Origin of the sequence: Stieleria neptunia, from assembly GCF_007754155.1 — a bacterium.
Classification (GTDB): domain Bacteria; phylum Planctomycetota; class Planctomycetia; order Pirellulales; family Pirellulaceae; genus Stieleria; species Stieleria neptunia.
On sequence record NZ_CP037423.1, the window covers coordinates 7,615,585 to 7,641,838 of the forward strand.

Below are 26,254 nucleotides of genomic sequence, written 5' to 3' on the forward strand. Positions count from 1 at the left end.
ATGCGAAGCACCCTTCGGGCCATTTGGTTTTTGGTACCTGCCCCCTTTTCCGCTCGTCGTGTGAAAGAATCGTGTTCAATCCAACTTTTTCGACGCGACCGCAGGAATTTTTGTCGCAAGTGAACCGCGGATGCGATTTCACTTGCGAGCCCCGTTCACTGGGGACACTTTTGAGCCAAACCCGTAATCGAGAAACAGAACATGCCACGCCGGAACGCACGCCGATCGACGCGTCAACGCACCGCACTTCAGAAACGCCTCTGCCGCCGGTCCGTGCGTCCCGGTTTTGAACGACTGGAAGATCGCCGCGTGCTGGCATGCGTTCCTGGGTTGGTCATGTCCGACATGGTTTTTACCGATCCCGCTGAACCGGTGGAGTTCTGTGAAGAAACGCTAATCGCCTCTGGGATTACGTTGAAGGTCGGGGCCAACGTCCCCGTGAAAATTCATGAAAACGTCAACGTCCGTGTAGATGGCACCCTGATGTTCGATAACGCGGCGAAAGTCGAAATTGTCGACGGCAGTGGCGGACAAGTTTCGGGAATCCTCGTCAACAGCACGGGAACGCTGGACGTGGCTGACACCGATTTCTTGCCGATTTTTTCCAGTAATTTTTCTGACAACACACGTATCGGTGTTTTTTCGGGCGGCACTTTCAAGGCCGTTGAATCACGTTTTAATTGGGATTCCATTTGGCTCGCAGATGGTAGCCTGATCAGCGACGGTTCCACCGCCTGGGTCGAGCGCAACGAATTTAACCTGCCGCTTACCGTTGCCTACACTCACCTGCAAGACGCATCCCATCTCTCCGAGAATTTTCGCTTCGAAGATGTCAAACTTTTTGGCGGTTCCTTGCCGACCGGAGAAACGCTCGACTTGGATTTGATCGGCACGGCGACATCGGTCGACCTGCGATACGTGTTCCCGTCGGGTTTCACCGTTCAAGACGGCGCCACGATGTCGATCAATCAAGGCGTCTCGGTACTAATCGAAGAAAACCAGCAGATCACCGTCGACGGCACCTTGAAATTCGACAACGCGAGTCCGGTGTATATCGAAGACGGATATGGCAGCAATGTCTCGGGGATTTTGGTCAACGGCACCGGCACCGTCGATATCATCAATACCGATTTTCTAAGATACAACACCGGCCTACAAGATTCCACTCGCATCGCCGTCAACGCAGGCGGTACGTTCAAAGCCGTCGACTCGCGGTTCGCCTGGGACGCGATCGAACTTGGGTCCGGCAGCGTCATCGCAGATGGCACGACACCATGGATCCAGCGGAACGAGTTCAACCAGCCAATCACAGTCCCGTATCAACACTTACAGGACGCGAACCACCTTGCGAACAACCTGCGATTTGCGGACATCAACATTCTCGCCGGTTCCTTGCCGACCGGTGAAACGCTCGACTTGGAGTTGATCGGCACGGCGACATCGGTCAACCTGCGATATGTGTTCCCCTCGGGTTTCACCGTTCAAGACGGCGCCATGATGTCGATCAATCAAGGCGTCTCGGTACTAATCCGAGAAAACCAGCAGTTCACCGTCGACGGTACCTTGAAATTCGACAACGCGAGTCCGGTGTATATCGAAGACGGATATGGCAGCAATGTCTCGGGGATCTTGGTCAACGGCACCGGCGCCGTCGATATCATCAACACCGATTTCCTGCGATACAACACCGGCCTACAAGATTCCACTCGCATCGCTGTCAATGCAGGCGGTACGTTCAAAGCCGTCGACTCGCGGTTCGCCTGGGACGCGATCGAACTTGGGTCCGGCAGCGTCATCGCAGATGGCACGACACCATGGATCCAGCGGAACGAGTTCAACCAGCCAATCACAGTCCCGTATCAACACTTACAGGACGCGAACCACCTTGCGGACAACCTGCGATTTGCGGACATCAACATTCTCGCCGGTTCCTTGCCGACCGGTGAAACGCTCGACTTGGAGTTGATCGGCACGGAGACATCGGTCGACCTGCGATATGTGTTCCCCTCGGGTTTCACCGTTCAAGACGGCGCCATGATGTCGATTAATCAAGGCGTCTCGGTACTAATCCGAGAAAACCAGCAGTTCACCGTCGACGGCACCTTGAGATTCGACAACGCGAGTCCGGTGTATATCGAAGACGGATATGGCAGCAATGTCTCGGGGATCTTGGTCAACGGCACCGGCACCGTTGATATCATCAACACCGATTTCCTGCGATACAACACCGGCCTACAAGATTCCACTCGCATCGCTGTCAATGCAGGCGGAACCTTCAAAGCCGTCGACTCGCGGTTCGCCTGGGACGCAATCGAACTTGGTGTCGGCAGTGTCATCGCGGATGGTACGACACCCTGGGTTCAGCGGAACGAGTTCAACCTGCCAATCACAGTTCCGTATCAACACTTACAGGACGCGAACCATCTTTCAGACAACCTGCGATTTGCGGACATCAACATTCGCGCCGGTTCCTTGCCGACCGGTGAAACGCTCGACTTGGATTTGATCGGCACGGCGACATCGGTCGACCTGCGATACGTGTTCCCCTCGGGTTTCACCGTTCAAGACGGCGCGATGATGTCGATCAATCAAGGCGTCTCGGTACTAATCCGAGAAAACCAACAGTTCACCGTCGACGGCACCTTGAAATTCGACAACTCGAGTCCGGTGTATATCGAAGACGGATATGGCAGCAACGTCTCGGGGATTTTGGTCAACGGCACCGGCACCGTCGATATCATCAATACCGATTTTCTGCGATACAACACCGGCCTACAAGATTCCACTCGCATCGCCGTCAACGCAGGCGGAACCTTCAAGGCCGTCGACTCGCGGTTCGCCTGGGACGCAATCGAACTTGGTGTCGGCAGTGTCATCGCGGATGGTACGACACCCTGGGTTCAGCGGAACGAGTTCAACCTGCCAATCACAGTTCCGTATCAACACTTACAGGACGCGAACCATCTTTCAGACAACCTGCGATTTGCGGACATCAACATTCGCGCCGGTTCCTTGCCGACCGGTGAAACGCTCGACTTGGATTTGATCGGCACGGCGACATCGGTCGACCTGCGATACGTGTTCCCCTCGGGTTTCACCGTTCAAGACGGCGCGATGATGTCGATCAATCAAGGCGTCTCGGTACTAATCCGAGAAAACCAGCAATTCAATGTCGACGGCACTTTGCGATTCGACAACGCAGCGTCACTGGTGATCGAGGATGGTTACGGACGGCATACGTCGGGCATAGCGGTCAGTGGAAGCGGCACGTTGGACGTGATCAATACCGACTTCACTCGCGTCAATACCGGCGCCGTACAAGATTACGTTCGGATCCTCGTGCGTGGGGTATTCAACGCCGAAAAGTCCCTCTTTGCCTGGGACAAGATCGAGATCGATCCGGCAGCGACCCTCACGCTGAATCGAAACGAGTTTCACACGCCGCTACAGATCGACGCAGCGGCCCGGACAGACATTCGCATCAATGACTTCAGCAATCTAGCGTCCAACAATACCGGCATCGTGCTCGTCGGGGATCCGAACGCGGAAGTCGATTTGCGCTACAACTTCTGGGGCACGACGACTCCGGAACAAATCGACGCCAAGATCCTCCACAAGGCTGATGAGGCCGCTCGCCCGCTTGCCGTTTTCATGCCGGCGCTGCCATCTCCCCGCGCCGGATTCGCGGAAGTCACCGGGACTAAGTTCAACGACGTGAACAACAACGGACAGCGCGACGCCGGTGAGCCCGGACTCGGGGGCGTCCGCATCTATGTCGACATCGACAACGACGGGCAGTATGACATCGGTGAACCGTTCGCGATTTCCTCCGCCGATAATCCCTCGACCACCGACGTGGATGAAACCGGCAACTACAGGATCATCGACCTGATCGAGGGGAGCCATGTCGTTCGTGAAGTCGTGCCGATCGGATTCCAGCAGACCTTTCCAGTCGCCGCCGCTGTCTCCACGACGATCGGGTTCGACGGGAACGGGCCGGAATCCGGCATCACGCTGCCCGGTGTGACCGATTTCAGCTTTGCCGGCGCAAGTTTCTCCGGTGGAACCGTCCTCAACACGGGCGCGCCGGAACTGAACGCGTCGGGGTTTTTCGCCTATGAAGTCACGGCCGAAGAGGCGAGTGTCGAATTTGATCGGTTGATCGATTCGGCACGCTTCTTCTTTGTGCATGCCGGATCGACCGCCGCAACGGCGACCGCCTACGGAGTCGACGGAACGGTTCTGGGGCAAGTCACCAGCCAGCTTGCGACCACCAACGCCGACCCCGCCAACTTTGTCACGCTCGATCCGACCGATCCGATTTCACGAATCGTGTTCAGCGGCGGGGTCGTGGACGAGTTGACGTTCACCAGCACCGCCGGTGACCAGGCGCATCTGGTGCATGTTGGCGAAGACGAGGTGGCCGACCGGATTGATTTTGGCAACCATCAAGCGACGCCCACACTGGTGGTCACGCACTTCATGGCCAACCACAACGGCTTTGTCGCGCACTTCAATCGCCCGCTCGATGACACCGATTTAAATTTGTACGACGGCTTTGACCAAGCCCTCGGGGCGGCGGATGTCGTCTTGCAAGGTGCTTCGACGGGAGTCGTGCGTGGATCGCTGGTGATCGATGAAGCCGGGCGAAGCGTCACCTTTGTCCGCACCGGCGGCCCCTTGGAACCAGACCACTACACCGTCACCCTGCGCAGTGCCGCGGACGGTTTCAAGGACGACCAGGGCGAGCTGCTCGACGGGAACGAAGACGGGACCGCTGGGGATCAGTTCAGTCGTGGGTTTGTGATCGCAACACCGGCAGCAGATGACGTGACGATCGGAATTCCCGATTTCGCCCGCGGTGCCGACCAGGCGGTCAACCTGCCCGGCAACGCCGACTCCGGACTGCCGGTGACGCTGAGTACCGGACGTGATGTTTCCAGCGTCGACTTTGAACTGGCGTTTGATCCAAGCCTGTTGACCCTGAGCGGGTTTGACACGGACATCGCCGGCGCAGTCGCTGCGTTCCATCTGGTCAGCCCCGGATTGGCACGTGTGACCGTCAGCAGTCCCAATGAGTTTTCCGCCGTCGACGGTTCATTGGTATTGGGGCGATTCGCGGCATCGGTTCCGGCTTCGGCACCCTACACCGCCAAGCAGGTTTTGGACGTGCGGGCGATCGAAGTCCGCGATAGTGCGCCGCTGCCGGCACTGCGACCGACTCGTGACGATGATGGCATGCACGTCGCGGCCTATGTCGGCGACCACAACGCCAGCGGTTCGTACACCGGTGGCGACGTCACCCTGCTGCAACGCGTCATCGTGGGCAACGGCTCGGGGTTTGCCGACTACAAGCTCGCCGACCCACGGGTGATCGCGGACCTCAACCACAGCGGCGATCTCTCCGGTGGCGATGTGACGTTGCTGCAACGCGTGATTATCGGCACACCGGTCGACGTGGTGCCGGCGATCCCCAGCGGCGTCACTCCCCAAGCCGCCGACGGCCCCGATCCATTGATCTACATTCCGACCGACTTGCAGGCCTCGCCGACCACGACCGTCGCTACACCCGTGATGTTGACGGTGACCGAAAGCGACGGCATCACGCTCAGCAGTGTCGATTTGGTCGTCGAGTTTGACCCGGACCAATTCGACGTGGCAAATTTCCGTCTGGGAGACCTGATCCAGGATTCCGGATTCAGCGATCCCGCCGTCAATGTCCAGCGTCCGGGGATGATCCGGGTCACGATGTCCACGGCCGCGAGCACGCCGCTGCTGACCAACGGGACCACCGGTTCGCTGTTGGAGTTCGACATGACGGTCAAGAGCGACGCGGCCTATGGTGCCTCGCCCATTAACTTGCGGGCAAATTTTGTTGACACGATCAGCCGGACATCGACCAACGCCACCAACGCAAGCGTCCAAGAGTTGTTGCTGGTTCCGTCACCGACGAACGATGCCAACGATCCGGTCGACGGAGCGATCAAGGTGATGCCCGGCGTCCAGAAAATCACGGTCAATGATGGCACGAACAATCGGTCCCAAATCACGTCGTTGACGATCCAGTTCAACACGATCTTGGACCATGGATTGCTGAGCGACGCGTTCGAGTTGGTCAATCTGAAAAGCTCCCAGAGTGTTGGTGTGATCAATGTCTCCGCGGACGATGATCTTGTTCCTGGCAAGACGATCGCGACGCTCACCTTTGCCGGCGATTCGACGGTGGCCCGTAGTGGTTCTGGAGCCTACGGGAATTCATTGGCCGATGGAAATTATCAATTGGTGATTGATCCCCAATCTGTCAGTCCTCCCGGCAACGGCGATGAGATGACGGCGTCCTATCTGTTCGGCAATGAACTCGTCGACAGCTTCTTTCGGTTTTATGGCGATACCGACGGAGACCGTGACGTCGATGGCCAAGACTATGGACGCTTTGGACAAGCCTTCCTCAGCCAGTCAGGAGATCCGAACTACGACCCCTTCATCGATTCCGACGGCGATGGCGATGTCGATAGTCAAGACTATGGCCGCTTCGGGTTGAATTTTTTGAAGAGGCTTTAGCAGGCCGGTCAACAGGGACGGTCGGAGAGAGGCAAAACGATGGGTGGCAGAATGATTCTCCACATGTCTTGTTCTGATCTATCTCTCCTTGTCTCCTTGTCTCCTTGTCTCCCCGCGACGCCGCGAAGATGCGGCCCAGACGCAGTCCATCCGACTACAACAGTAGTCACAAAGGTGACACGCCTCGATTTTCAAGTGAAATCACATTGACTGCGCTCATTGGCCCTGGCAAATTTCCTGGGGGCATCGTTTTTTTTGCAAAACGCCGTGAAACACGGGGTGAAACCTCGGTTTTGCGAGCATTTCCTGCCTTGTGATCGGTTCCCGGCACGCCGGCTGCGTTTGTCTGGGCACAGCGGAGAAATGTACCGCTGGTTTGGACACTATTCACGGAGCCCCCTTCAATGACCCTTTTCGCCAAAACGTTTGCCACTTTCGGATTGCTTGCCGCGTTCGTTTCCCCGTCCGCTTTCGCCGACACTTACCGACACATCGACGATCTGGCCAGCGACATCGAACGGAAGTCGCGTCAGATCGAGAAGGAGACCCGCCACTATCGGCACACGCCCGAGTACCGACATTTGGTCGAGGACGCGCGTGACATGCGTCGGCTGGCCGATCACATGCACGACGTCGCCCACGACCACGGGAGCCTGGCGCACCTGGAATCGGATTTGCAGGAGCTGGATGCCAAATTCCATCATTTGGAATCCGTGTTCGACCGTGTGGAGCGTCGGGCGTTTCATGGTCACGGCCACGTTCACGGTGACACCTCGCACGTGAAACGATTGCTGAATGCGATCGAAGACGACATCCATCACTTGCAAGACGACCTTCGATCGCTGCGGGCGCCGGCTTACGATTGCCCCCGCGAGCTGGTTTCGCGCCCGCCCATCTACTCCGCCCCGCCGGCGAGGCATTGGGACGACCATCGCTCGCACTCGAGCCGCTACGGTTACGGTCGCGGCATCACGATCGGCGGCGGAAGTTCGCGATTCACGATTCGCTGGTAATCGGACTCCATCGCACCGATGAACCGGCGGCGTTGCCACGGGGGGGCGGAAAAGGCAAACCGGTCTTTTCCGCCCCGTTTCGTTTTCTTCGCCGCGGACGCTTCCGTTGGAGATGCATTTTCGTCACGATAGATCGCCCACACGGGCGCCCCTCGCGGCGCCGTCCCCATTCGCGGCACGATGGTCTGTCGCCGGCACGATCGCACTCGAAGTCTCCATGGCCAAAAAACAACGCATTCCCCACAAGTTCTTGCCCTGGATTGATGCCCGCAAGAAGTTTCGATTGTCCAACGCCCACATTCAAATGGCCCGTGAACTGGGGCTCAGTCCCAAGCGTTTCGGCAGCTACGCCGACACCAAGGACCAACCGTGGAAGGTGCCGTTGCCGCAATTCATTGAAAACCAGTATGAAAAGCAGTTTGGCAAAGAACGCCCGGATGTCGTTTTGTCGATCGAAGAGATCGCGGCGGCCCATGTCGCCAAGCGTGCCCAGCGCAAAGCGGACAAACTGAAGGCGGCCAGTGAGAGCGAGCCAACGGAAGCTCCACCTGAACAGCCGTAGTGGATCTTGTTCAAGATCCTTCTGCTTTGAGTCTGGTACAAGATCCACGACCGCCAAACACCCGGCAGACATCGAGGGGGCACAATGGTAAGACATGCGAATCAACAATCCCGCATGTTTCCTCGCCTTTGTTTTGAGACCGCATGGATCCCGCCTCGATAACCCAAGTGATTCGCAACCGGCGTTCGGTCAAGCCGGGGCAGATGTCTGATCGACCGATCGACCGTGAAGTCCTCGACGAGATTTTGCTCAATGCCAATTGGGCTCCGACGCACGGCATGACACAGCCCTGGCGTTTCAAGATTTACCAGGGGCAATCGCGACATGAATTGGCGAACTTCCTGGCCGCGACCTACAAGACGATCACGCCGCCGGAGTCTTTCAAGCAAGCCAAGTACGACAAGTTGTGCGTCAACCCGACGCTGGCCGGGGCCGTGATCGCGGTCGGTATGAAACGGCAGGAGAGCGGGAAGATCAGCGAGCTTGACGAGATCATGGCCGTCGCCTGCGCGGTGCAGAACATGCACCTGACGGCCACCGCCCATGGCCTGGGAGGATTCTGGTCCACCAATGGCGCTGCGATCAGCGATGAAATGCGCGACTTCATCGGACTGGCCCCCGACGACCGCGCCTTGGGGTTATTCTACTTGGGGCATCTCAGCGGTGACTGGCCGTCGAGTGCGCGCGAGGACATCGCGACCAAGGTCACGTGGGCCTAGTGAGTTCTTGCAACGGACGTGGGGAGTTTTCTGTGAGCGAGTGGAAGAAAGCGTTCAGCCTGGTCGCTTGTATCAGTCTCGTCGTCGTGGGCGATTGGATCGCTGAAACGAATCAAAAGTGGCGGACCGGCGCGGGTCGGTCGTCGTTGCTGTTTCAAGCCCCCGTCGCAAAGCAAGCTTCTACCGCGAAGGCAATTCACACGATCGACGTGACGTTGGTCGTCGACGCAAGCCACGCCAGGCTGCCGCGTGAAAATCTATTGGTGTTTCGCGACGAACGTGGCAAGTCGTCTCCCGTTGAATCCCCCGGCGACTGGTCCAAGCGACGGCAGTCGATTCTTGACGGGATGCAGTCGGTGATGGGGCGAATGCCCGGTGCCGAAAAACGCTGCGCGTTGGACATGCGCGTCGTCGAGGCAGTCCAACGGCCGGGATATTTGGAGCAGTTGATCACGTACCAGGCCGAACCGGGCTCGCGCGTCCCGGCCTACCTGTTGATCCCCGACTCGGTTCGCCAGACCCCCGAACGCAAGTTGCCAGCCGTGTTGTGTCTGCACCCGACCGACAACCGAATCGGCCACCGCGTCGTCGTCGACAGCGACGCCAAGCCGAATCGCCAATACGCCAGCGAGTTGGCCAAGCGGGGATACGTGACGCTTTCGCCAAGTTATCCGTTGCTGGCCGATTACCAACCCGACCTCAAGGCGCTGGGATGGGAAAGCGGAACGCTCAAGGCCGTGTGGGACAACAGGCGTGGCTTGGATTTATTGGAGTCGTTGCCTTATGTCGACGCCCGCGGATTTGGTTGCATCGGTCATTCGCTGGGCGGACACAACGCGGTCTACACCGCCGTTTTTGAGGATCGAATCAAAGCGGTGGTTTCAAGCTGCGGTCTGGATTCTTACCTCGACTACTATGGTGGCGACGCGGCGCGTTGGAGGCCCGAACAGGGCTGGTGTCAGACACGTTACATGCCCCGGTTGGCGGACTATCGTGGGCGGCTGGAACAAATCCCGTTCGACTTTCATGAGATGATCGGCGCGCTGGCTCCTCGTCACGTCTTGATTTCAGCCCCTCTGCATGACGGGAACTTTCAAGCCGCAAGCGTCGACCGAATTGCCAAGGCCGCCCGCGCGGTCTACACGTTGCTGGGCCATCCCGATCATCTGCGTGTCGAACATCCCGATTGCGACCACGACTTCCCGGTGGCAATCCGGCAGCAGGCCTACCAACTGTTCGACCAAGTCCTACAGCCCTAACCCCCAGTGGCGTAAGCTTCCAGCTTGCGAAGTGGCGTAAGCTTCCAGCTTGCGATCCCCAGCAAGCGCCAGCTCAATGCCACCTATTTTGACGCCAAGCGGGGTGTTTTTGTTAGCGGTAGGGCGCGAGCCCTCCGGTCTTTCACGGTGTTTTTGTAGCGCGACCGGACGGCTCGCGCCGTTCCGCTAACACCTTTAGGCCAAAGGACGTGGCATTAAGCGCCAGCTTGCCCCCCAATGACCAGCAAGCTGCTTCCCCGGCGCTTTAGCCGGCGAGCATTTTCTCGACCGCCTGCCGGCCGGTCATGCCGATTTCGACACCCAACGCTTTGGCTTGCGGCGTCGCGTCGACGATTGTTGCATCGAACAGGTCTTCCGGTTCGACCAACGGGTCGCTGGGAGTGCCCTTGGCGATGGCGATGGCTTGGTTGAATTCGGCGGGCGTCACCATGTCATAGATCCCGCATCCGACGATGCCCCGGCGCGTGAGGATCGAACAGTACTGGCCGTTCTCCCAGCGATTGCTGATGCCGATTGCCGAGCCGTTTTCAAAGTTCAATTCACGAGCGATTGATCGGGGAAGCGTTTCGTCGTTCATCGCTGCCACCTCGTCCCAGGCGTGTCGCCGGTGCGATCGAAAACCTCGACACAATGCCCGTCGGGATCATAGAACCAGAGTTGCATGCATCCATCGGGTCGATCGACTTCCACCATCCCGAGCAGGTCTCGGTAAAAATCTCGGCTGCGTGCCAAGTCTTCGACGACAATCGTGACATGATCAATCGCTTTGACACGAATGACAGAATTGGTGGCATTCGATTGAGTTGATGAGCTGGTCATGAATCACGTGGAATCGAAACGGAGGAGACGCAAAACCCGACCGACGTGACACCGGCCGCTGCCATTACTGTATCGAATCCGCCGGGCCGCGTGCTCACGCTCACCGCATCGAAACCGGCGTCATGCGGACATGGCGGGAAATCGGTTTTTTCAGCACAGCAAATCCTTGCTCCCGTAGAACGGAAGCCCGACAATGACGGGTCCCCCGGAGGTATCATGATCCAGCCCGCCCGCTCGCCCGTCGCCCCACGCGTGATCTCGCCGATCAGCGGAGACGTTACGCCACTGGTCGATCAGGTCGAAGGCTTGTTGGTTCGCGGCAAACACGTCCGCGTGCGGCTGGAAGGCGAAGCGAACACGATGGCGCTGGGGCACCTCGCTGCGGTGTTGCCCGAGATGATTGCGGCCAACCGGTTGCGTCTGGATGACGAATCTCAGCCCTTCGACTTGAGCGGCGCAGCGGTCACCGTGGTGACCAGCAAGCTGATTCGCTGCGATCTGGTCTTGAGGCTCTGTGGATGGTCGCGTGACGATTTCATCGAGTATCTGTTGGCCGTGCACCCCGACCAGTGCCGGAGCGTGATGAGCCGACTGAAAGATGCGAATCTGCGATACGCGTCAGGCTCGCCCGCCGTTTGGCGGTTGATTCTCGACCGGATGGCTGCGGACCCGACGGTCAGCGAGATCGAATCCATCGTCGTTGAGGAAGTCCACCGCAGGATCGGCGATCAGGTGCGATCCAGGGCACTGGCGGACATGATGCTGATGCACTCGGCCGAGGCGTTCGGCATGCTGCCGATGGACAGTGTTTTACCCACGGCGGTCGCCCAGGTCCTCAGCGAACCCGATGTCGCAATGGCGTTCACGAACGAGCGTTTTATTTGGCGTCTGCGTTCGCCCGACGTGGGGGACGTTCAAGCGTTGATGTCATATCGCTGGCCGTGGGGACGACTCACCTCGATTGCGAAGTTGATTGACAAGAATGATCAAATCCCCCTCCATTTGATCAAGGCCTTCGGTGACGGGCGGTCCACGTCTGCCGCAACGTGCGCCACGTTGCTCTGCCTGTGCGATCAACAATGGAAACCCTCCGGCAAGCAGATCTGTCTGCGCGGAGGGCGGTTCGACAACGCGCAGTGGGCCGAAATTGATTTGCGTTCGGCAGATCTAAATGGTGCCAGGTTTTGCAACGCGGACTTGACGCGAGCCAACTTCAAAGGGGCTTGCCTCCGATCGGTCGATTTCTCCGGTGCAGTGTTACGTTCTGTCGATTTCAGCCAACGGTTCCGCAAATCGGATCACCATCCGGCACAGCGAGTGGAAGCAGGCGAAGGCAGGCATCATCAGCGGAAGGCAACGGAAAAGGCCCCTCCCGCCTTGCTCGATATCGTCACGGGCAGCTTCCGCAACGCGGACCTGTCTTGTGCGGATTTATCCGGCCGTTGTTTTCAGCAATGCGATTTCGTCGACGCCGATCTGACAGGTGTCCGCGCCCACGGCGTCTGGTTTGAAGGAGGCCGGATCGATGGAGCGGACTTCAGCGGCGGAGACTTTTCCGAATCACAGTTTTTGAAGATGGACTTTCAAAACGCAACGATCGATGGCTCGAGTTTTTATGGTTCAGATTTCGTGTCGCCGAACCTGGACGCCGTGACGGCAACGAATGTCAGTTTCCAGCACTGCGGTTTGTCCCACGCATCGATGACCGCGTCGACGTTGACCGCATGCAACTTTCACGATGCAACGCTCGTCAATGCAAGGCTGGCGGAAATCGATTGGCAGGATTGTGATCTCCGCGACGCCGATTTACGCGGCTGCACGTTTCATCTCGGATCCACACGTTGCGGAATGGTCGACAGCCCCTATCCGTCGCACGGTACACGGACGGGGTTCTATACCGATGACTTTGACGAGCAATACTTCAAGAGCCCCGAAACGATTCGAAAAGCCAATCTGTGTGGTTCGGATTTGCGGGGGGCAGACATCACCGGCGTCGATTTCTATCTTGTCGATTTGCGGGGCGCCAAGTTTGATCCCGATCAACGCAAACAATTCGTCGCCAGCGGCGCGATTTTGGATGACTAAGTGACATGGCAACGGAGCATGATTCGGCCGGATTCAGCCTGAAAGACCAACTGTTCAATCGGGAACGCATCGAGTATCTCGCCGGCTTGTTTGCCGATGCAGATTCCCGATTTGACTCCGGCCGTTTTGTCCGCGAGTCGATGAAGGGGCTTTCGCGTTTGGAATTGAAAGAACGCATCGTCCACCTCGCCGAGCGGCTGGAAAAACATCTTTCGCCGGATTTCGCGGTCGCCGCAAAACAGATCACCGACGCGTTGCCGCCGCCACTGGATCCGCAAAAAACGGATGATGATTTTGGTGACTTCATTTTCGCTCCCCTCGGTGAATTTGTTGTCCGTAATGGGCTGGAGAAGAAACACGTCCACCGATCGCTGCGCACGCTCAAAGCCTTGACGCAGCGTTTCTCGATGGAGGATGCGATCCGGGCATTTCTCAACGAGCATCCCGAGCGGACGCTGAAGGAACTTCAGAAATGGTCGACCGACAAGCACTACCACGTTCGGCGGTTGGTCAGCGAAGGAACGCGGCCCAGACTGCCTTGGTCCAAGCGGCTGGTGATCGAGGTGACCACCCCGCTGCCGTTGCTGGACCCGCTGCATGCCGACCCGACGCGCTATGTGACGCGTTCGGTTGCGAATCACCTGAACGATCTGGCCAAGACGCACCCCGGCTTGGTCCTGGAGACGCTTCATCGTTGGAAAAAAACAGCCGAGCAGGATGAGAACGAACTCCGTTGGATGAGCAAACATGCACTGCGCACGCTGGTCAAACAGGGTTCCGCAGAAGCACTCGGCTTTCTGGGGTTTCGCCCCGATCCGCAAATCGACGTCACCGGATACAAGCTCGAGCGATCAAAGATCCGACCGGGCGAAGCGATCGAGTTGTCCTTCACGATCTCGGCCGGGCGCGACGAATCGTTGATGGTGGATTACGTCGTCGATTTTGTGAAAGCCAACGGAACGACCGCGCCGAAAGTCCACAAGCTGAAGCAATTGGATCTGCGCAAGGGGCAATCAAAATCGATCCGAAAGCGTCATGTTTTGCGGGCCAACGCGACGACCTACACACTCTATCCGGGGACGCACCACGTCACGCTGCAGATCAACGGCAAGCCGTTCGGGACACAGTCGTTCGAACTGCTGCCTTGAGTGGCAGAGATTCAGTAACCGTTGGTGTGTAGCCTTCAGGCGATGCCCCGTCGCTGCGGAGCAGCGACCGAGGGCGGCTAAAGCCTGCACACCAGCGCACCTGCCTGTGCCGCTCGTTCCCGACACGTTGATTGCCCGGAACCCTCAGCGGGCTTTTGGGGTCTGCGGGTATGACAGTCGGAAGAGTTATCGACTAGAATGTAGATCCATCGGGAAACTTTGATGCGGCGAGGCTGTCTGCCATCCAGCTCGCCCACCTGAGTGTTCCGATCCCACCCCACTCGCGCTCTCGAGATTTTGACGATGACCCGCACATCGTTTTTGACCGTGCTGCTCATTTGCATGCACTCCTGGTTCACCGCTGTACGGTCGTCATCGGCCGAGACATCGCCGGCGGAGAAGCTGACCTACGAACAGCACATCCGGCCGATCTTTCGCGCCCATTGCTTCGATTGCCACGGGGCGACGTCGGATCTGGAAGGCGGCTTGGACCTGCGTCTGGTCCGGTTGATGAAAACAGGCGGCGACAGCGGCGCGGCGATCGCGCCCGGCGATCCCGACGACAGCCTGTTGCTGCAACGCGTGATCGACGGTGACATGCCTCCGGGGGATCACAACGTCCCCGACCATCAGACCGCGATCCTCAAGCAATGGATCGCGGACGGCGCGGCGACGGCGCGGGAAGAGCCCGATTCGATCGGTCCCGGTCTGGGGATCACCCCCGAAGAACGCGCGTATTGGGCGTTCCAGCCGATTGCGCCCCCCAAAGCCGCGCCGATGGCGGACCATCCCCGCGTGCGAAATCCGATCGATTCCATCGTGTTGCAAGACGGTGAGGGGCAACCGGTACCGCTGGAACCCGAAGCGGATCGCACGACATTGGTGATCCGTGTTTATTTTGATCTGATCGGATTGCCGCCATCGGCCGAGCAGGTGCAACGCTGGTGCAACGATCCGCGGGAAGATTGGTATGACCATCTGCTGACCGAAGTGCTCGATTCGCCACACTATGGCGAACGCTGGGCACGACATTGGTTGGACGTCGCCGGCTACGCGGACTCCGAAGGCTACACCGTGGCAGACCCGGAACGTGCCTGGGCCTGGAAGTATCGCGACTGGGTCATTCGTGCGTTCAATGACGACAAATCGTTCGATCAATTCATCATCGAACAACTCGCCGGTGACGAACTTGCCGGTCCCCGCAACGGCGACTTGACGGACAAACAAACCGAGCTATTGGCGGCAACCGGCTTTCTGCGGATGGCCGCCGACGGAACCGGCAACGGAGCCAACAACGACGAAGCACGCAATCAGGTGATGATCGACACGATCAAGATCGTGGGGACATCTCTGATGGGATTGAGCTTTCATTGTGCCCAATGCCATGACCATCGCTACGATCCGATTCTGCAAACCGATTACTACGCGCTGCGCGCCGTCTTTGAGCCATCGTTGGATTGGAAGGCCTGGAAAACGCCGAACGCGCGCCTGGTTTCGCTCTACACCGCCGCGGACCGCGAACGAGCCGCAGAGGTAGAAAGCGAAGCGAAGAAAATTGAGCAGGAGAGAAACGAACGTCAGGCCGAGTACATGAAGCAGGCGCTCGACAAGGAGCTGCTCAACTACGAGGAACCGTTGCGGACGTCGCTTCGCCAGGCGTACCAAACGCCGGCCAAGGAACGAAATGAAGAACAGAAAAAACTGTTGGCGGCCAACCCCAGCGTCAACATCACCCCGGGCAACCTGTACCAATACATTCCCGAGTCCAAACCCACACTGGCCGAGATCAGCAAACGGGTAGCGGAAGTGCGCGCTAAAAAACCGACCGAAGAGTTTTTGCGGGCGTTGATTGAACCGGCGGGCCACGTCCCCGAAACGAAGCTGTTTCACCGCGGTGATCCCGGCCAACCCAAGCAAACCGTCGCGCCGGCGGCGCCGGAGGTTGCTTCACCCGAAGGCCGGCAGGTCGAGTTTCCGATCAACGACCCCGAGATCGCGTCAACGGGACGTCGACTTGCCTTTGCACATTGGTTGACCGATCGCGACAATCCGTTGCTTTCACGGGTGATCGTCAATCGCGTTTGGATGCATCACTTCGGCAAGGGGCTGGTCGCCACGCCCGGCGAGTTCGGCAAGCTCGGCTCGATGCCGTCGGATCCCCGGCTGCTGGATTGGTTGGCGGCCGAATTCGTCGACCAGGGGTGGAGTCTCAAACGGCTGCATCGCCTGATCCTGTCTTCGGCGGTTTGGCGCCAGAGCGTCGTGCCCAGTTCGGCGAACCCCTACGCGCGCACCCTGCGGAGATTGGAAGCCGAAACGATTCGCGACCGGATGCTGGCGGCGTCGGGATTGCTCGATCGCCAATTGTTCGGAGCGCCGGTCAAAATCAAAGAAGATGAATCGGGCCAAGTCGTCGTCGATGGGCCGCAACCCAGACGCAGCTTGTATATCCAGGCGCGCCGCAGTCGCCCCGTCGCGCTGTTGCAAACCTTTGACGCCCCGGTCATGGAAACCAACTGTGAAAACCGTGTCAGTTCGACGGTGGCGACCCAATCGTTGATGTTGCTCAACGGGCAATTCATCCTCGATCAATCGGCCAAACTGGCTGACCGTGCGGCAACAGAAGCAGTCTCGTTGCCCGAGCAGCGATTGGCGTCGCTTCCCGAAGTGCCAACTCCGCGGCAAACACAGTGGCAGTATGGTTATGGCGACTTGAATGAAGACACCGGACGCACTCAATTCACGCCGTTCCCGCACTGGACGGGAACGCATTGGAGTGGTGGTGAAACGCTGCCCGACGCCCAGCTCGGTTGGGCGCATCTGACTGCCGGCGGCGGACACCCCCATGATGCCAATCGATCCGTCGTTCGTCGCTGGGTGACGCCGCGAGACGGTGTGATTGCGATCAGCGGACCATTGCAGCATTCCTCGGAAAACGGTGATGGTGTCAGGGGTCGAATCGTGCTGAGCCGATCCGGGCTGGTCGGCGAGTGGGTCGCCCAGCACTCCACGGCCCAGACGGCGGTGGAAGGAATGGAAGTGCAAGCCGGCGATACGATCGACTTCATCACCGACTGCCGAAGCAATCACACTTCGGATTCGTTCGCCTGGCCGGTGACGATCACGTTGACGGTACCAGGCGAATCGGACGAAACGTTTGCGTCGCAAAACCAATTCGCTGGCCCCGCAGAGTCCACCGATGGGGTGCCCGGCCAGATCGTTCGCGCCTGGGAACTGGCCTACAGCCGCCAGCCCCGCGCGAACGAACTGACGATGGCCGTCGAATTCATCGCCGATCAAATTCGGATGATGGACCAGAGTCCCAGCGCGATTCCGCCGGGCAGGACAAGTGTCTCTCAGGCGATGACCAATTTGTGTCAGTCGCTCCTCAGTTCCAATGAGTTCTTGTATGTGGAATGAAACGGTCTCCCGTCGCTGTTTTCTCAACCGCCAAGCCTTGGGGATCGGCTCGGTCGCGCTGGCCTGGTTGCTGCAACAAGAGAAACTGCAGGCAAAACCGAAAAACGTCCCCATGCAACCGCCGACGTTTGACTTGGAACTCAAACCGACCCATCATCCGCCCAAGGCCAAAGCGATGATTTCGCTGTTCCAGCACGGCGGGCCGTCGCACATGGACCTGACCGACCCCAAGCCGGAACTGACGAAATACGACGGCACTGAATACAACGGCGAAGTCGGTTACAGTTTCGTCAACGAAGCCAGCAAGAAGCTGATGGGGACGCGGTGGAAGTTCGCCAAGCATGGCCAATGCGGCACGGAACTTTCCGAATTGCTGCCCGAAACGGCGGAAATCGTCGACGACATCTGTCTGATCCGCAGTATGCACACCGGCGCCAACGGGCACGAAGTGTCGATCCGCTACTTTCACGGTGGAATCCCAGGTGTCACCGGTCGAGCCCACCTGGCGTCGTGGTTGTTGTACGGCTTGGGCAGCGAGACGCAAGAGTTGCCCGCCTACATGGTGTTGACCGACCCGGGCGGGCATCCCGTGGACGGCACCAATAATTGGTCCAGCGGATTCATGCCGGCACTTTATCAAGGCACCGTGTTGCGTCCCAAAGAGCCACGCATCTTAAATCTGGATTCGCCGCCGCACCTGCAAGGCATGCCGCAACGCCAGAACCTTGATTTTCTGCAACGGCTGAATCGAAACCATGCCCAGCGGTTTCCCGGCGCCAGTGATTTAGAGGCCCGCATCGCCAGCTACGAACTGGCCGCACGGATGCAAACGGCAGCCCGCGAAGCCCTCGACATTTCCAAGGAAACCAAGGCGACACACGAACTGTACGGCATCAACGACGACGCGACACGCGAGTACGGAACGCGCTGTCTGATCGCCCGTCGGCTGGTCGAGCGGGGCGTGCGTTTTGTGCAATTGTTTCTTAACGGCCAACCCTGGGACAATCACAGCCACCTCGGTACCGCGTTGCCATCGATCTGCCGCAAGACGGACAAACCCTCCGCCGCCTTGGTCAAGGACCTGAAACAACGCGGCATGTTGGACGAAGTGCTGGTTCATTGGGGCGGTGAAATCGGACGCCTGCCGGTGACGCAAAACCAGGGAGCCCCCGAAAAGGATGGACGCGACCACAACGGCCAGGGATTCAGCATGTGGCTTGCCGGCGGAGGCATCAAACCGGGGATGACGTTTGGAGCGACCGATGAATTCGGCCATCGCGCGGTCGAGAACAAGGTGACGCCGAACGACTACCAGGCCACGCTGTTGCACCAATTCGGTTTGGACTGGAACGAGTTAGTCTTCCACCACAACGGACGCCAGGAACTGCTGACCGCCGGCCGCCCGGCACGCGTCGTCGATGAGATCCTGTCGTAAGACGTGTCCGACACGAACGATACGGGCATAGACGTTGGTGTTTTAGCCTTCAGGCGATTCCCGGTCGCTGCATTTGCCCAAAGGGCATTCACAACATAGCCTGGGGTCAGGGAACGAGCGCAGCGGAGTGACCGCCACCCCAGGGAAAGAAAGCCAAACCCGCTCTCTCCCCCTTTCGATCGGCCGGCGGCACCGCCGCCGGCCGATCGAAAGGGGGAGGGTTTTCGGTGGATCGTGGACCTGGGGTTACGCCCGGATTCGCTGGGGCTCATCCGGTCTCACCCCAGGCTATGTTGTTGATCGCCTTTGGCGAACCGAGCCGAGTGATTCTTGATCCACCACGGAACAAGAACAACCAATGTCTTATCCGGCACAACGGATGAAATAGCGGGGATTTTCGCAGCCCAGGCTCTGCCTCCCTGGTCCGCCGGCGGAGCCGGCCTGAATTGCGTTCCCAAGCGGACCCCTACGCCGTGAACGACTTTTTAGCGGTAGGGCGCGAGCCCTCCGGTGTGTTGGCAAAGAAGCGGAACCGGAGGGCTTGCGCCCTGCCGCTAAAACCTCGTCAAGCACAGGAAATAAATCGTTCACGGCGTAGGGCGGAGCCTGGGAACAAGTCGCGGCGTGACCTTTATCGCTCGACGGACCCCTAGTGCCCCACCGGTGTGAAGTGGATGGCTTTCAGGCTCGCGGATTCGACGTTTCCGTCCAGACACGCGACGGACACTTGGTAGCGACCGGCGTGGGGGAAATTGAGCCAGCCGATCGGGAACGATTGGTAGTTGTGCGATGCGTTTTGCTGGTTCTGAATCTGCTCGCCACCTTCGACGTTCACACTCCAGACCAACCGGCCTTCCCCGGCGTACGTCAGGTCCACGATGTAGTCGCCGGGTTGCAGGACATCGACTTCCCAGGTCGCTTTTCCGCCGGAGCTGAAACCGTGCGCATGGACGATGCCTTTCCACTCGCCGAATTTTTCCATCCATCGCTTTCCCGATTTTTTAATGCCGGTCACTTCGGCAAACTCGGCCAAAATCTCCGTTTCGGTGTTCGGATCGAGCGACCAAACCGGATCGACTTCGGGTTCGGATTCCAGCTTCAATTCAATCACCGAAACCAATTTCTCGGGTGCTCTCGGTGGCAATTCCAGGAACCGCCAATCGCCTTGTCGGCCGTGCGTGATCGAACGCTTTTCTTTACCGACCAACAATTCCGCCGACTCGATCCCGGTTTTCAGGTTCGGCAGATAAAGTTTGCCGGACGTCGGCCACTGGAAAACACATAGAAACAAGGTGTTGCCCCTGCGAGTCACGTCACCCCATGGCAGGGCGTGCTGCCAGGGTGAGGCTTCGGTGCCATAGACGACTTGCGGGTATCGGCGAATCCACTCGCCGGATAGCTCGAGTGTCCTGACAGCCCGCTCGGGGACGGTGCCGTCGCCGCGCGGGCCGATGTTCAGCATGTACGTCCCGCCGCGGCCGACGCATGCGATCAAACGCTTCAAGATCTCTTCCGGCGTCTTCCAATACTCGTCGTACCAGGCATAGGCCCAGGAATCATTGGTCGTGTCGACACTTTCCCAAAGTCCTTCGATGTTCTCGCGGGGGACTTCCATGTCGCCGAGCGTTTGGTAGTCACCCAGCCCGTGCCCGGCGCGACCGGAAACCATCGCGCGCGGTTGATTCTTGTGAACGACCTCGACGAGTTGCTCGACATAATGTTTGGGCATTTTGCCGGGGGTGTCGAACCAGACGATTTCGATGGGGCCATATTCCGTCGTGATCTCTTTGACCTGCGGCAAGCATTTCTTGGTGAAGTAGTCGTCGAAGGTTGCCGGGTTTCCGTCCTTGTCTGTCTTCGGTCCGCCACCGCCGCCGGGAAACGTCCAGTCTTGATTGTGCGAGTAATAAAAACCGAAACCGAGGCCCGCTTCACTGCACGCGGCAGCGAGTTCTTTCATCGGATCCTTGCTGAACGGTGTCGCGTCGACGATGTTGAAGTCATTGGCTTTGGAGTGATACATCGCGAAGCCGTCGTGGTGTTTGGCCGTGATCACGATGTATTTCATGCCGGCGGCCTTGGCGATTCTGGCAATTTCAGCGGCATCAAATTTGACCGGATTGAACGTCCCCGCGAGCTGTTTGTATTTCGGAACAGGGATTCCCGCCATGCGTGGGTTCATGATCCATTCGCCGATGCCATAGTAGGTCTTGCCATCGACTTTGTTCCCCAGTTGGGAGTACAGCCCCCAGTGGATGAACATGGCGTAGTTGCCTTCGTCAAACAATTGGCCGCGTTCGGCGTTTTCGGCGCGCAGCTTGACGACGCGGTCCCCCCAAAGCTTGTCCATTGATTCCTGGGCACGCGAGGCCGTCGGCATCAAGGCAAGTGTGGTGAACAGAATGACTAACAGTCTTCGATGTCGATTCACGGTGGTGTCCTCAGTTAACGAACAATTTAGGGTTTGGGGTCGGATCAATCGCCATGGAGCAGGCGTTCGATGGTCTCGAACACGATGTCTTGTCGAATCGGTTTTGCGATGTAGGCATCCATGCCGGCGTCCAGGCAGCGTTGCTCGTCGGTTGCCATGGCATGCGCGGTCATCGCGATGATCGGCAGATGGGTGTCGGTGCCACGTTCTCGCTCGCGTATCAGCCGTGTCGCTTCAAGTCCGTCCATCTCTGGCATCTCGACGTCCATCAGAATCAGGTCAAACGTCTCGTTTGCCGACAGTTCGACGGCCTGACGGCCGTCCAAGGCCACCGCAACATCGTGTCCTAAATCCGAAAGCATCATGGTCGCAACCATCTGATTGGTCACACCGTCTTCGGCAAGCAGGATTCGCAGTGGACGCCGCGGCCGGGCGGCTTGTGCCGATGTCGCCGACGCGTCCTCGCCGGACTGGCCGCTTCCTGCCGAATCGATCACGGGAAAGGTCAGCGCGAACGAAAACATGCTTCCTCGTCCCACCTGACTCTGGACGTCGATCTGCCCGCCCATCAGTCGGACCAGGCGTGCGGTGATCGCCAGGCCGAGTCCCGTGCCGCCGAATCGCCGTGTCGTCGATTTGTCCGCCTGCTCGAATTCCTCAAAGATGACGTTCAGCTTGTCCGCCGGGATACCAATACCCGAATCGCTGACGGCGAATCGAATGCAGACTTCGGTGTCGTCACGGGGCGCCTCGTCACTGGGCACAGGCGCAACGCTCAAGGTCACCTGTCCCTGCGAGGTGAACTTGAGTGCGTTGCCAATCAGATTGACGAGAATTTGCCGCAGTCGGACAAAATCGGCGAGAATAAGTTTGGGAAGATCGGGGGCAACCTCGCAATCGAGTTGAATCGATTTTTCGTCGGCCCGCACCGAAAGCATTCGGATCGTCCCGCGTGCGCACTCGGCCACGTCACCCGGGACGGGATCCAGCTCAACGCGTCCCGATTCAATTCGCGAGAAATCCAGGATATCGTTGAGCAAATTCAACAGACTTTCACCGGATTCCAGAATGGTCTTGGCTTGTTGGGTTCGCAGATCGTCCAGTCCTGCGCGAACCAGCAACTCGGCCATTCCGATGATGGCGTTCATCGGCGTGCGAATCTCGTGGCTCAAATTGGCGACGAATTCACTCTTGGCGCGGTTGGCAGCCTCCGCGGCCTGCTTGGCTCGCTCCAGCGACTCGGCCGTGGATTTGAGTTCCGAGATATCGCGTGAGATCCCAAACGTGCCGACGATCTGACCGTCTTCATCTCGCAGCGGCAACTTGGTCGTCGCGACCCAGGTCTCGCTGCCGTCCGGCCAAATCGCGTGTTCTTCGCGTCCAAGGATGTTCTGCCCGGTTCGAATCAGTTTCAGTTCATCCTCCCGCGCCGCCGCGGCATATTCTTGGGGAAAGTACTCGCTGTCGTGCGTTCCGATCGCATCTGAGGGCGTCGCCAAACCCAACCGATCCGCGTGGGCGCGGCTGACGCGTAGAAACCGGCTCTCGGTATCTTTGAAATAAATGAAGTCGGGAAGGTTGTTCAGGATCGTGTGAAGCAGGAATCTCTCCTGCACCAACTGGGCTTCGGCCATTTGGTGCTCGGTCACGTCCCAAAAAACGACCTCGATTCCAACGACTTTGCCCTGGGGATTGCGAATCGGCGATTTGCGAACCTTGACGAGCCGGCTGTCCGTACCGGCGTCGTTGTCTTCGATCTCAGTCGTGGCCTGATCAGACTGCAGCACCCGTCGGTCGTCGTCGCGATACTTTTCGGCCAGTTCGTGGGGGAACAAATCAAAGTCGGTTTTGCCCACCAGTTCGTCGGCAGGCAATCCCAATCGGTTTGCCAATCGTTTGTTGACGTAAGTGAACTTTCCTTGCAGGTCCTTCAAGACCACATAGAACGGCAGGCCGTCGATGAACGAAACACGCAACCAGTCTGGAATCCCGGGCGGCAATTCGTCATCGGACTGTTCAGTCATAGCTTCAACGCTTGTTGGCGGTAGTGTTCGTCGATGCGATTGGCAATCCGATTCACTTCACCTTCATCCATAAACACCGGACCGCCGAGGGCTGCGGCACCGGCAAAAATTTCGGCCGCCTTGTCAGCCATCAGCATCGCGGCTTTGACGGCGCCGGGCGTTTTACCGATCGTGATCAGACCGTGGTTCTGCAACAGGATCACGCGCGGAGGGACACCGAATTCATCCAGGAACGCTTGCGTTTTTTGACGAATCACTTGCGACAATTTCAGCCCGGGGTCGACGTACGGGATGGAGACGGATTGCGCCCCGCAACAAACGACTTCGTCGGGAAACAAACGCTGCGTCGCGAATCGGTCCGCCAGCGGCGAGCAGAGGATTCGGTTGACCGCGATGCTGTGCGTGTGGCCGACGAATTCGATTCCCGGCAGCGACAACAGGTAGGCATGAAAGAGTGTTTCGACGGAGGGCTTCTTGGCGGTCGAATCCACGCGACAACCGAGCAGGCGATCCTCGATTTCCTGGTCGCTGATCGCGTCTTCCTCCAACATCGGCAACAACGCATCAAACCGGCAGGCGACCGCATCGTCGCTGCCGAGTGTTCCAAGACAACTGCCACTGGCTTTGACAAAAAACGTTTCCGCGTCGATCTTCGCCGACGTGTTGCCTTCGCCCAGGATCGCAAGCTGCCGACTTTCCTCACCCAAAAAGTGAGACAGTTCAAGCATGGATTCGAGAATTTGTGGTTGATTCATCACGTCGATTGCTCAGCGATCGAATGGGGAAAAGTGATTGTAATGCCGCTCGCCGGGGCGTGTGGGGCCGCTGTCTGGTGACGCCAGCGACGCCCCATGGTGACGTTCTGATTCAGGCCATGATTTAGCCCGCGTAGCAGCGTGTCTACTTTCGACCGTAGAGGGGCCCAAAGTTTTCGCAGGCTCGGAAGTCTGCGCCTTCCAGATCGTCGGTCCCGAATGCGTTCCATGCACTCGGCCGGAAAACACGCGCCCGATCGACGTTGTGCATGTAAACCGGAATGCGAAGGATCGACGCCAAGGTCATGAACAGATGTCCGACATGGCCGGCTGTCATCACGCAGTGATTGGCGCCCCAGTGATTCATCACTTCATAGGTCGATGTGAACGCGCCGCGGCCGGTCAGCATCGGTGCGAACCAAGTGGTCGGCCAGGTCGGGTTGGTGCGCTGGTCCAAGGTATCGTGGACGTCGTCGGGCAATTCTACCGTGTGTCCCTCGGCGATCTGCAGCGCCGGCCCGAGCCCATCGACCAGATTGATTCGGGTCATCGTCGCCGGCATGCCGCCGCGTGTCTTGAAACGCGAACTCATGCCGCCGCCGGGAAAATACTCGGTGATCGACGGATGCCATGTCGTCGCCTTCAGGCACCGTTCGACTTCGTCGTCGGTGATCTCCCAGAACGGCTTCATCGTCGGCGTGCCATCGGCGGCGGATTGTTGACCGGTCCCGTCCAGCGTCGCTGGGCCTGAGTTGATCAGGTGCAGCAGACCGTCGCTGGCCATGCCATCCAACCGATAACCGTCGCAGACCGACGCCACCGCGTCCGGACTCCAATACGTCCGCAGGTCGGCAAACACCTGTGCCGTGTTGGTCAGCAGATGACCGAACAGCATGGTCGCCGCATTCATGGCATCGTTTTCGGTGGCGACGATGTACGGCGCACGCTTTCCATTCCAGTCGAACGAGGTGTTGAGGATGGCTTCCATGAAGTCCCCGTTGGGGAAATGATCCGTCCATTGACGTTGGCCTTGGAAACCGGATGCGATCGCGCCGTGGCCATGAGCCTGCTCGTTCAGTCCCATTTCAGCCAATTTCGGATTGCCGACCATCAAGTCGCGGGCGATCAACGCCATCTTCACACAATCCGACCACTCGCCGTCGAGTTGTTCGCGGGAACGCTTGGTGGCATCGCTGTTGTAATCGTCGCCTTCGGGGCAGTTCTCTTTGACCCAGTCGAGCGCCGCCTCGTACTCGGCTTGATCGAATTGGCCCTTGTTCATCCGGCCGATGAACTCGCTCATGTCGATGTCTTCGACACGCATGCCGAGCCATTTTTCCCAGAACGAGTAGTCGACCATCGATCCGGCAATGCCCATCGATGTCCCGCCCATCGACAGGTAGGACTTGCCCCGCATCAACGCTGCCGCCAAACCGCAGCGGGCGAAGTCCAGGATCTTCGTTTGCACATCAGCCGGCATTGCCGCGTCACCCGCGTTCTGGACGTCGCGTCCATAGATGCCGAATGCGGGAAAGCCTTTTTGCGAATGCCCGGCCAGGACGGCTGCCAGATAAACGGCTCCGGGACGTTCGGTTCCGTTGAATCCGAACACCGCTTTGGGGCGTAGCGGGTCCATGTCCATGGTTTCCGATCCGTAACACCAGCACGGGGTGACGGTCAACGACAGCCCCACGTTCTCGCGACGAAACAGGTCTTCGCAGCGGCTGGCTTCGGCGACGCCGCCGATGCACGTCTCGGCAATCACGCACTCGGCCGGTTCGCCGTTGGGATAGTAAACATTGCTGCTGATCAACTCGGCCACTCGCTTGGCCAGATTCATCGTCTGGTCTTCGAGCGATTCACGGACGCCACCGAGTCGTCCGTCGATCGTGGGTCGGATGCCGATCTTGGGGAGGTTGCCGTTCCAAACGCTGGGAGATGAGAGAGGAGTATTCATGATGGAGGTTTTTGGACGATTCCCTTTTGCCGGAGAACTGGTGGA

15 protein-coding genes are annotated in these 26,254 nt (G+C 58.7%); 9 read left to right on the forward strand and 6 right to left on the reverse strand.

What is annotated here, in order from left to right:
- Positions 1 to 201: 201 nt before the first annotated feature.
- From Enr13x_RS26505 to Enr13x_RS26525, 5 genes are all read left to right on the forward strand, one after another.
- Positions 202 to 6,561, forward strand: coding sequence for a cohesin domain-containing protein (locus Enr13x_RS26505; RefSeq protein ID WP_145389947.1), 6,360 nt, complete (start codon positions 202 to 204; stop codon positions 6,559 to 6,561).
- 404 nt (positions 6,562 to 6,965) lie between these two features.
- On the forward strand, positions 6,966 to 7,574 hold the full coding sequence (locus Enr13x_RS26510) for a hypothetical protein (protein ID WP_145389948.1): 609 nt from the start codon (positions 6,966 to 6,968) through the stop codon (positions 7,572 to 7,574).
- Between the two features lie 217 nt (positions 7,575 to 7,791).
- Complete coding sequence (locus tag Enr13x_RS26515) at positions 7,792 to 8,136, forward strand: hypothetical protein (protein WP_231743795.1); 345 nt, start codon at positions 7,792 to 7,794, stop codon at positions 8,134 to 8,136.
- Between the two features lie 143 nt (positions 8,137 to 8,279).
- Positions 8,280 to 8,855, forward strand: a complete 576-nt coding sequence (locus Enr13x_RS26520) for a nitroreductase family protein (RefSeq protein WP_145389949.1) — start codon at positions 8,280 to 8,282, stop codon at positions 8,853 to 8,855.
- Positions 8,856 to 8,887: 32 nt separating this feature from the next.
- The gene (locus Enr13x_RS26525; protein WP_231743797.1) at positions 8,888 to 10,114 is read left to right on the forward strand and encodes an alpha/beta hydrolase family protein; all 1,227 of its coding nucleotides are present in this window, start codon (positions 8,888 to 8,890) and stop codon (positions 10,112 to 10,114) included.
- A 265-nt stretch (positions 10,115 to 10,379) separates the two neighbouring features.
- Here Enr13x_RS26525 and Enr13x_RS26530 read toward each other — a convergent pair whose 3' ends face one another.
- On the reverse strand, positions 10,380 to 10,712 hold the full coding sequence (locus tag Enr13x_RS26530) for a DUF1805 domain-containing protein (RefSeq protein WP_145389950.1): 333 nt from the start codon (positions 10,710 to 10,712) through the stop codon (positions 10,380 to 10,382).
- Positions 10,709 to 10,954 carry a VOC family protein gene (locus Enr13x_RS26535; RefSeq protein WP_145389951.1) on the reverse strand — a complete coding sequence of 82 codons (246 nt, stop codon included), beginning with the start codon at positions 10,952 to 10,954 and terminating at the stop codon, positions 10,709 to 10,711. Before Enr13x_RS26535 ends, Enr13x_RS26530 begins: the two co-directional genes overlap by 4 nt.
- A 216-nt stretch (positions 10,955 to 11,170) precedes the next feature.
- On the opposite strand from Enr13x_RS26535, the gene Enr13x_RS26540 reads away from it, so the two are divergent.
- The 4 genes from Enr13x_RS26540 (at position 11,171) to Enr13x_RS26555 (ending at position 19,042) form a co-directional block, all read left to right on the forward strand.
- Positions 11,171 to 13,039 (forward strand): pentapeptide repeat-containing protein, encoded by a 1,869-nt coding sequence (locus Enr13x_RS26540; protein ID WP_145389952.1) that lies wholly within the window; start codon positions 11,171 to 11,173, stop codon positions 13,037 to 13,039.
- Positions 13,040 to 13,044: 5 nt separating this feature from the next.
- Complete coding sequence (locus tag Enr13x_RS26545) at positions 13,045 to 14,187, forward strand: hypothetical protein (protein ID WP_145389953.1); 1,143 nt, start codon at positions 13,045 to 13,047, stop codon at positions 14,185 to 14,187.
- 303 nt (positions 14,188 to 14,490) lie between these two features.
- Positions 14,491 to 17,607 carry a DUF1549 domain-containing protein gene (locus Enr13x_RS26550; protein ID WP_145389954.1) on the forward strand — a complete coding sequence of 1,039 codons (3,117 nt, stop codon included), beginning with the start codon at positions 14,491 to 14,493 and terminating at the stop codon, positions 17,605 to 17,607.
- Complete coding sequence (locus Enr13x_RS26555) at positions 17,597 to 19,042, forward strand: DUF1501 domain-containing protein (RefSeq protein ID WP_231743798.1); 1,446 nt, start codon at positions 17,597 to 17,599, stop codon at positions 19,040 to 19,042. Before Enr13x_RS26550 ends, Enr13x_RS26555 begins: the two co-directional genes overlap by 11 nt.
- Before the next feature lie 649 nt (positions 19,043 to 19,691).
- Here the strand turns inward: Enr13x_RS26555 and Enr13x_RS26560 are convergent.
- From Enr13x_RS26560 to Enr13x_RS26575, 4 genes are all read right to left on the reverse strand, one after another.
- The gene (locus Enr13x_RS26560; protein WP_390621004.1) at positions 19,692 to 21,473 is read right to left on the reverse strand and encodes an alpha-L-fucosidase; all 1,782 of its coding nucleotides are present in this window, start codon (positions 21,471 to 21,473) and stop codon (positions 19,692 to 19,694) included.
- Positions 21,474 to 21,517: 44 nt separating this feature from the next.
- Complete coding sequence (locus Enr13x_RS26565; protein WP_145389956.1) at positions 21,518 to 23,497, reverse strand: PAS domain-containing sensor histidine kinase; 1,980 nt, start codon at positions 23,495 to 23,497, stop codon at positions 21,518 to 21,520.
- Entirely contained in the window at positions 23,494 to 24,252 is a 759-nt protein-coding gene (locus Enr13x_RS26570; protein ID WP_145389957.1) for a class II aldolase/adducin family protein, read from the reverse strand. The genes Enr13x_RS26565 and Enr13x_RS26570 overlap by 4 nt, the downstream gene beginning before the upstream one ends.
- Before the next feature lie 145 nt (positions 24,253 to 24,397).
- Positions 24,398 to 26,209, reverse strand: a complete 1,812-nt coding sequence (locus Enr13x_RS26575) for an L-fucose isomerase (protein ID WP_145389958.1) — start codon at positions 26,207 to 26,209, stop codon at positions 24,398 to 24,400.
- Positions 26,210 to 26,254: the final 45 nt, after the last annotated feature.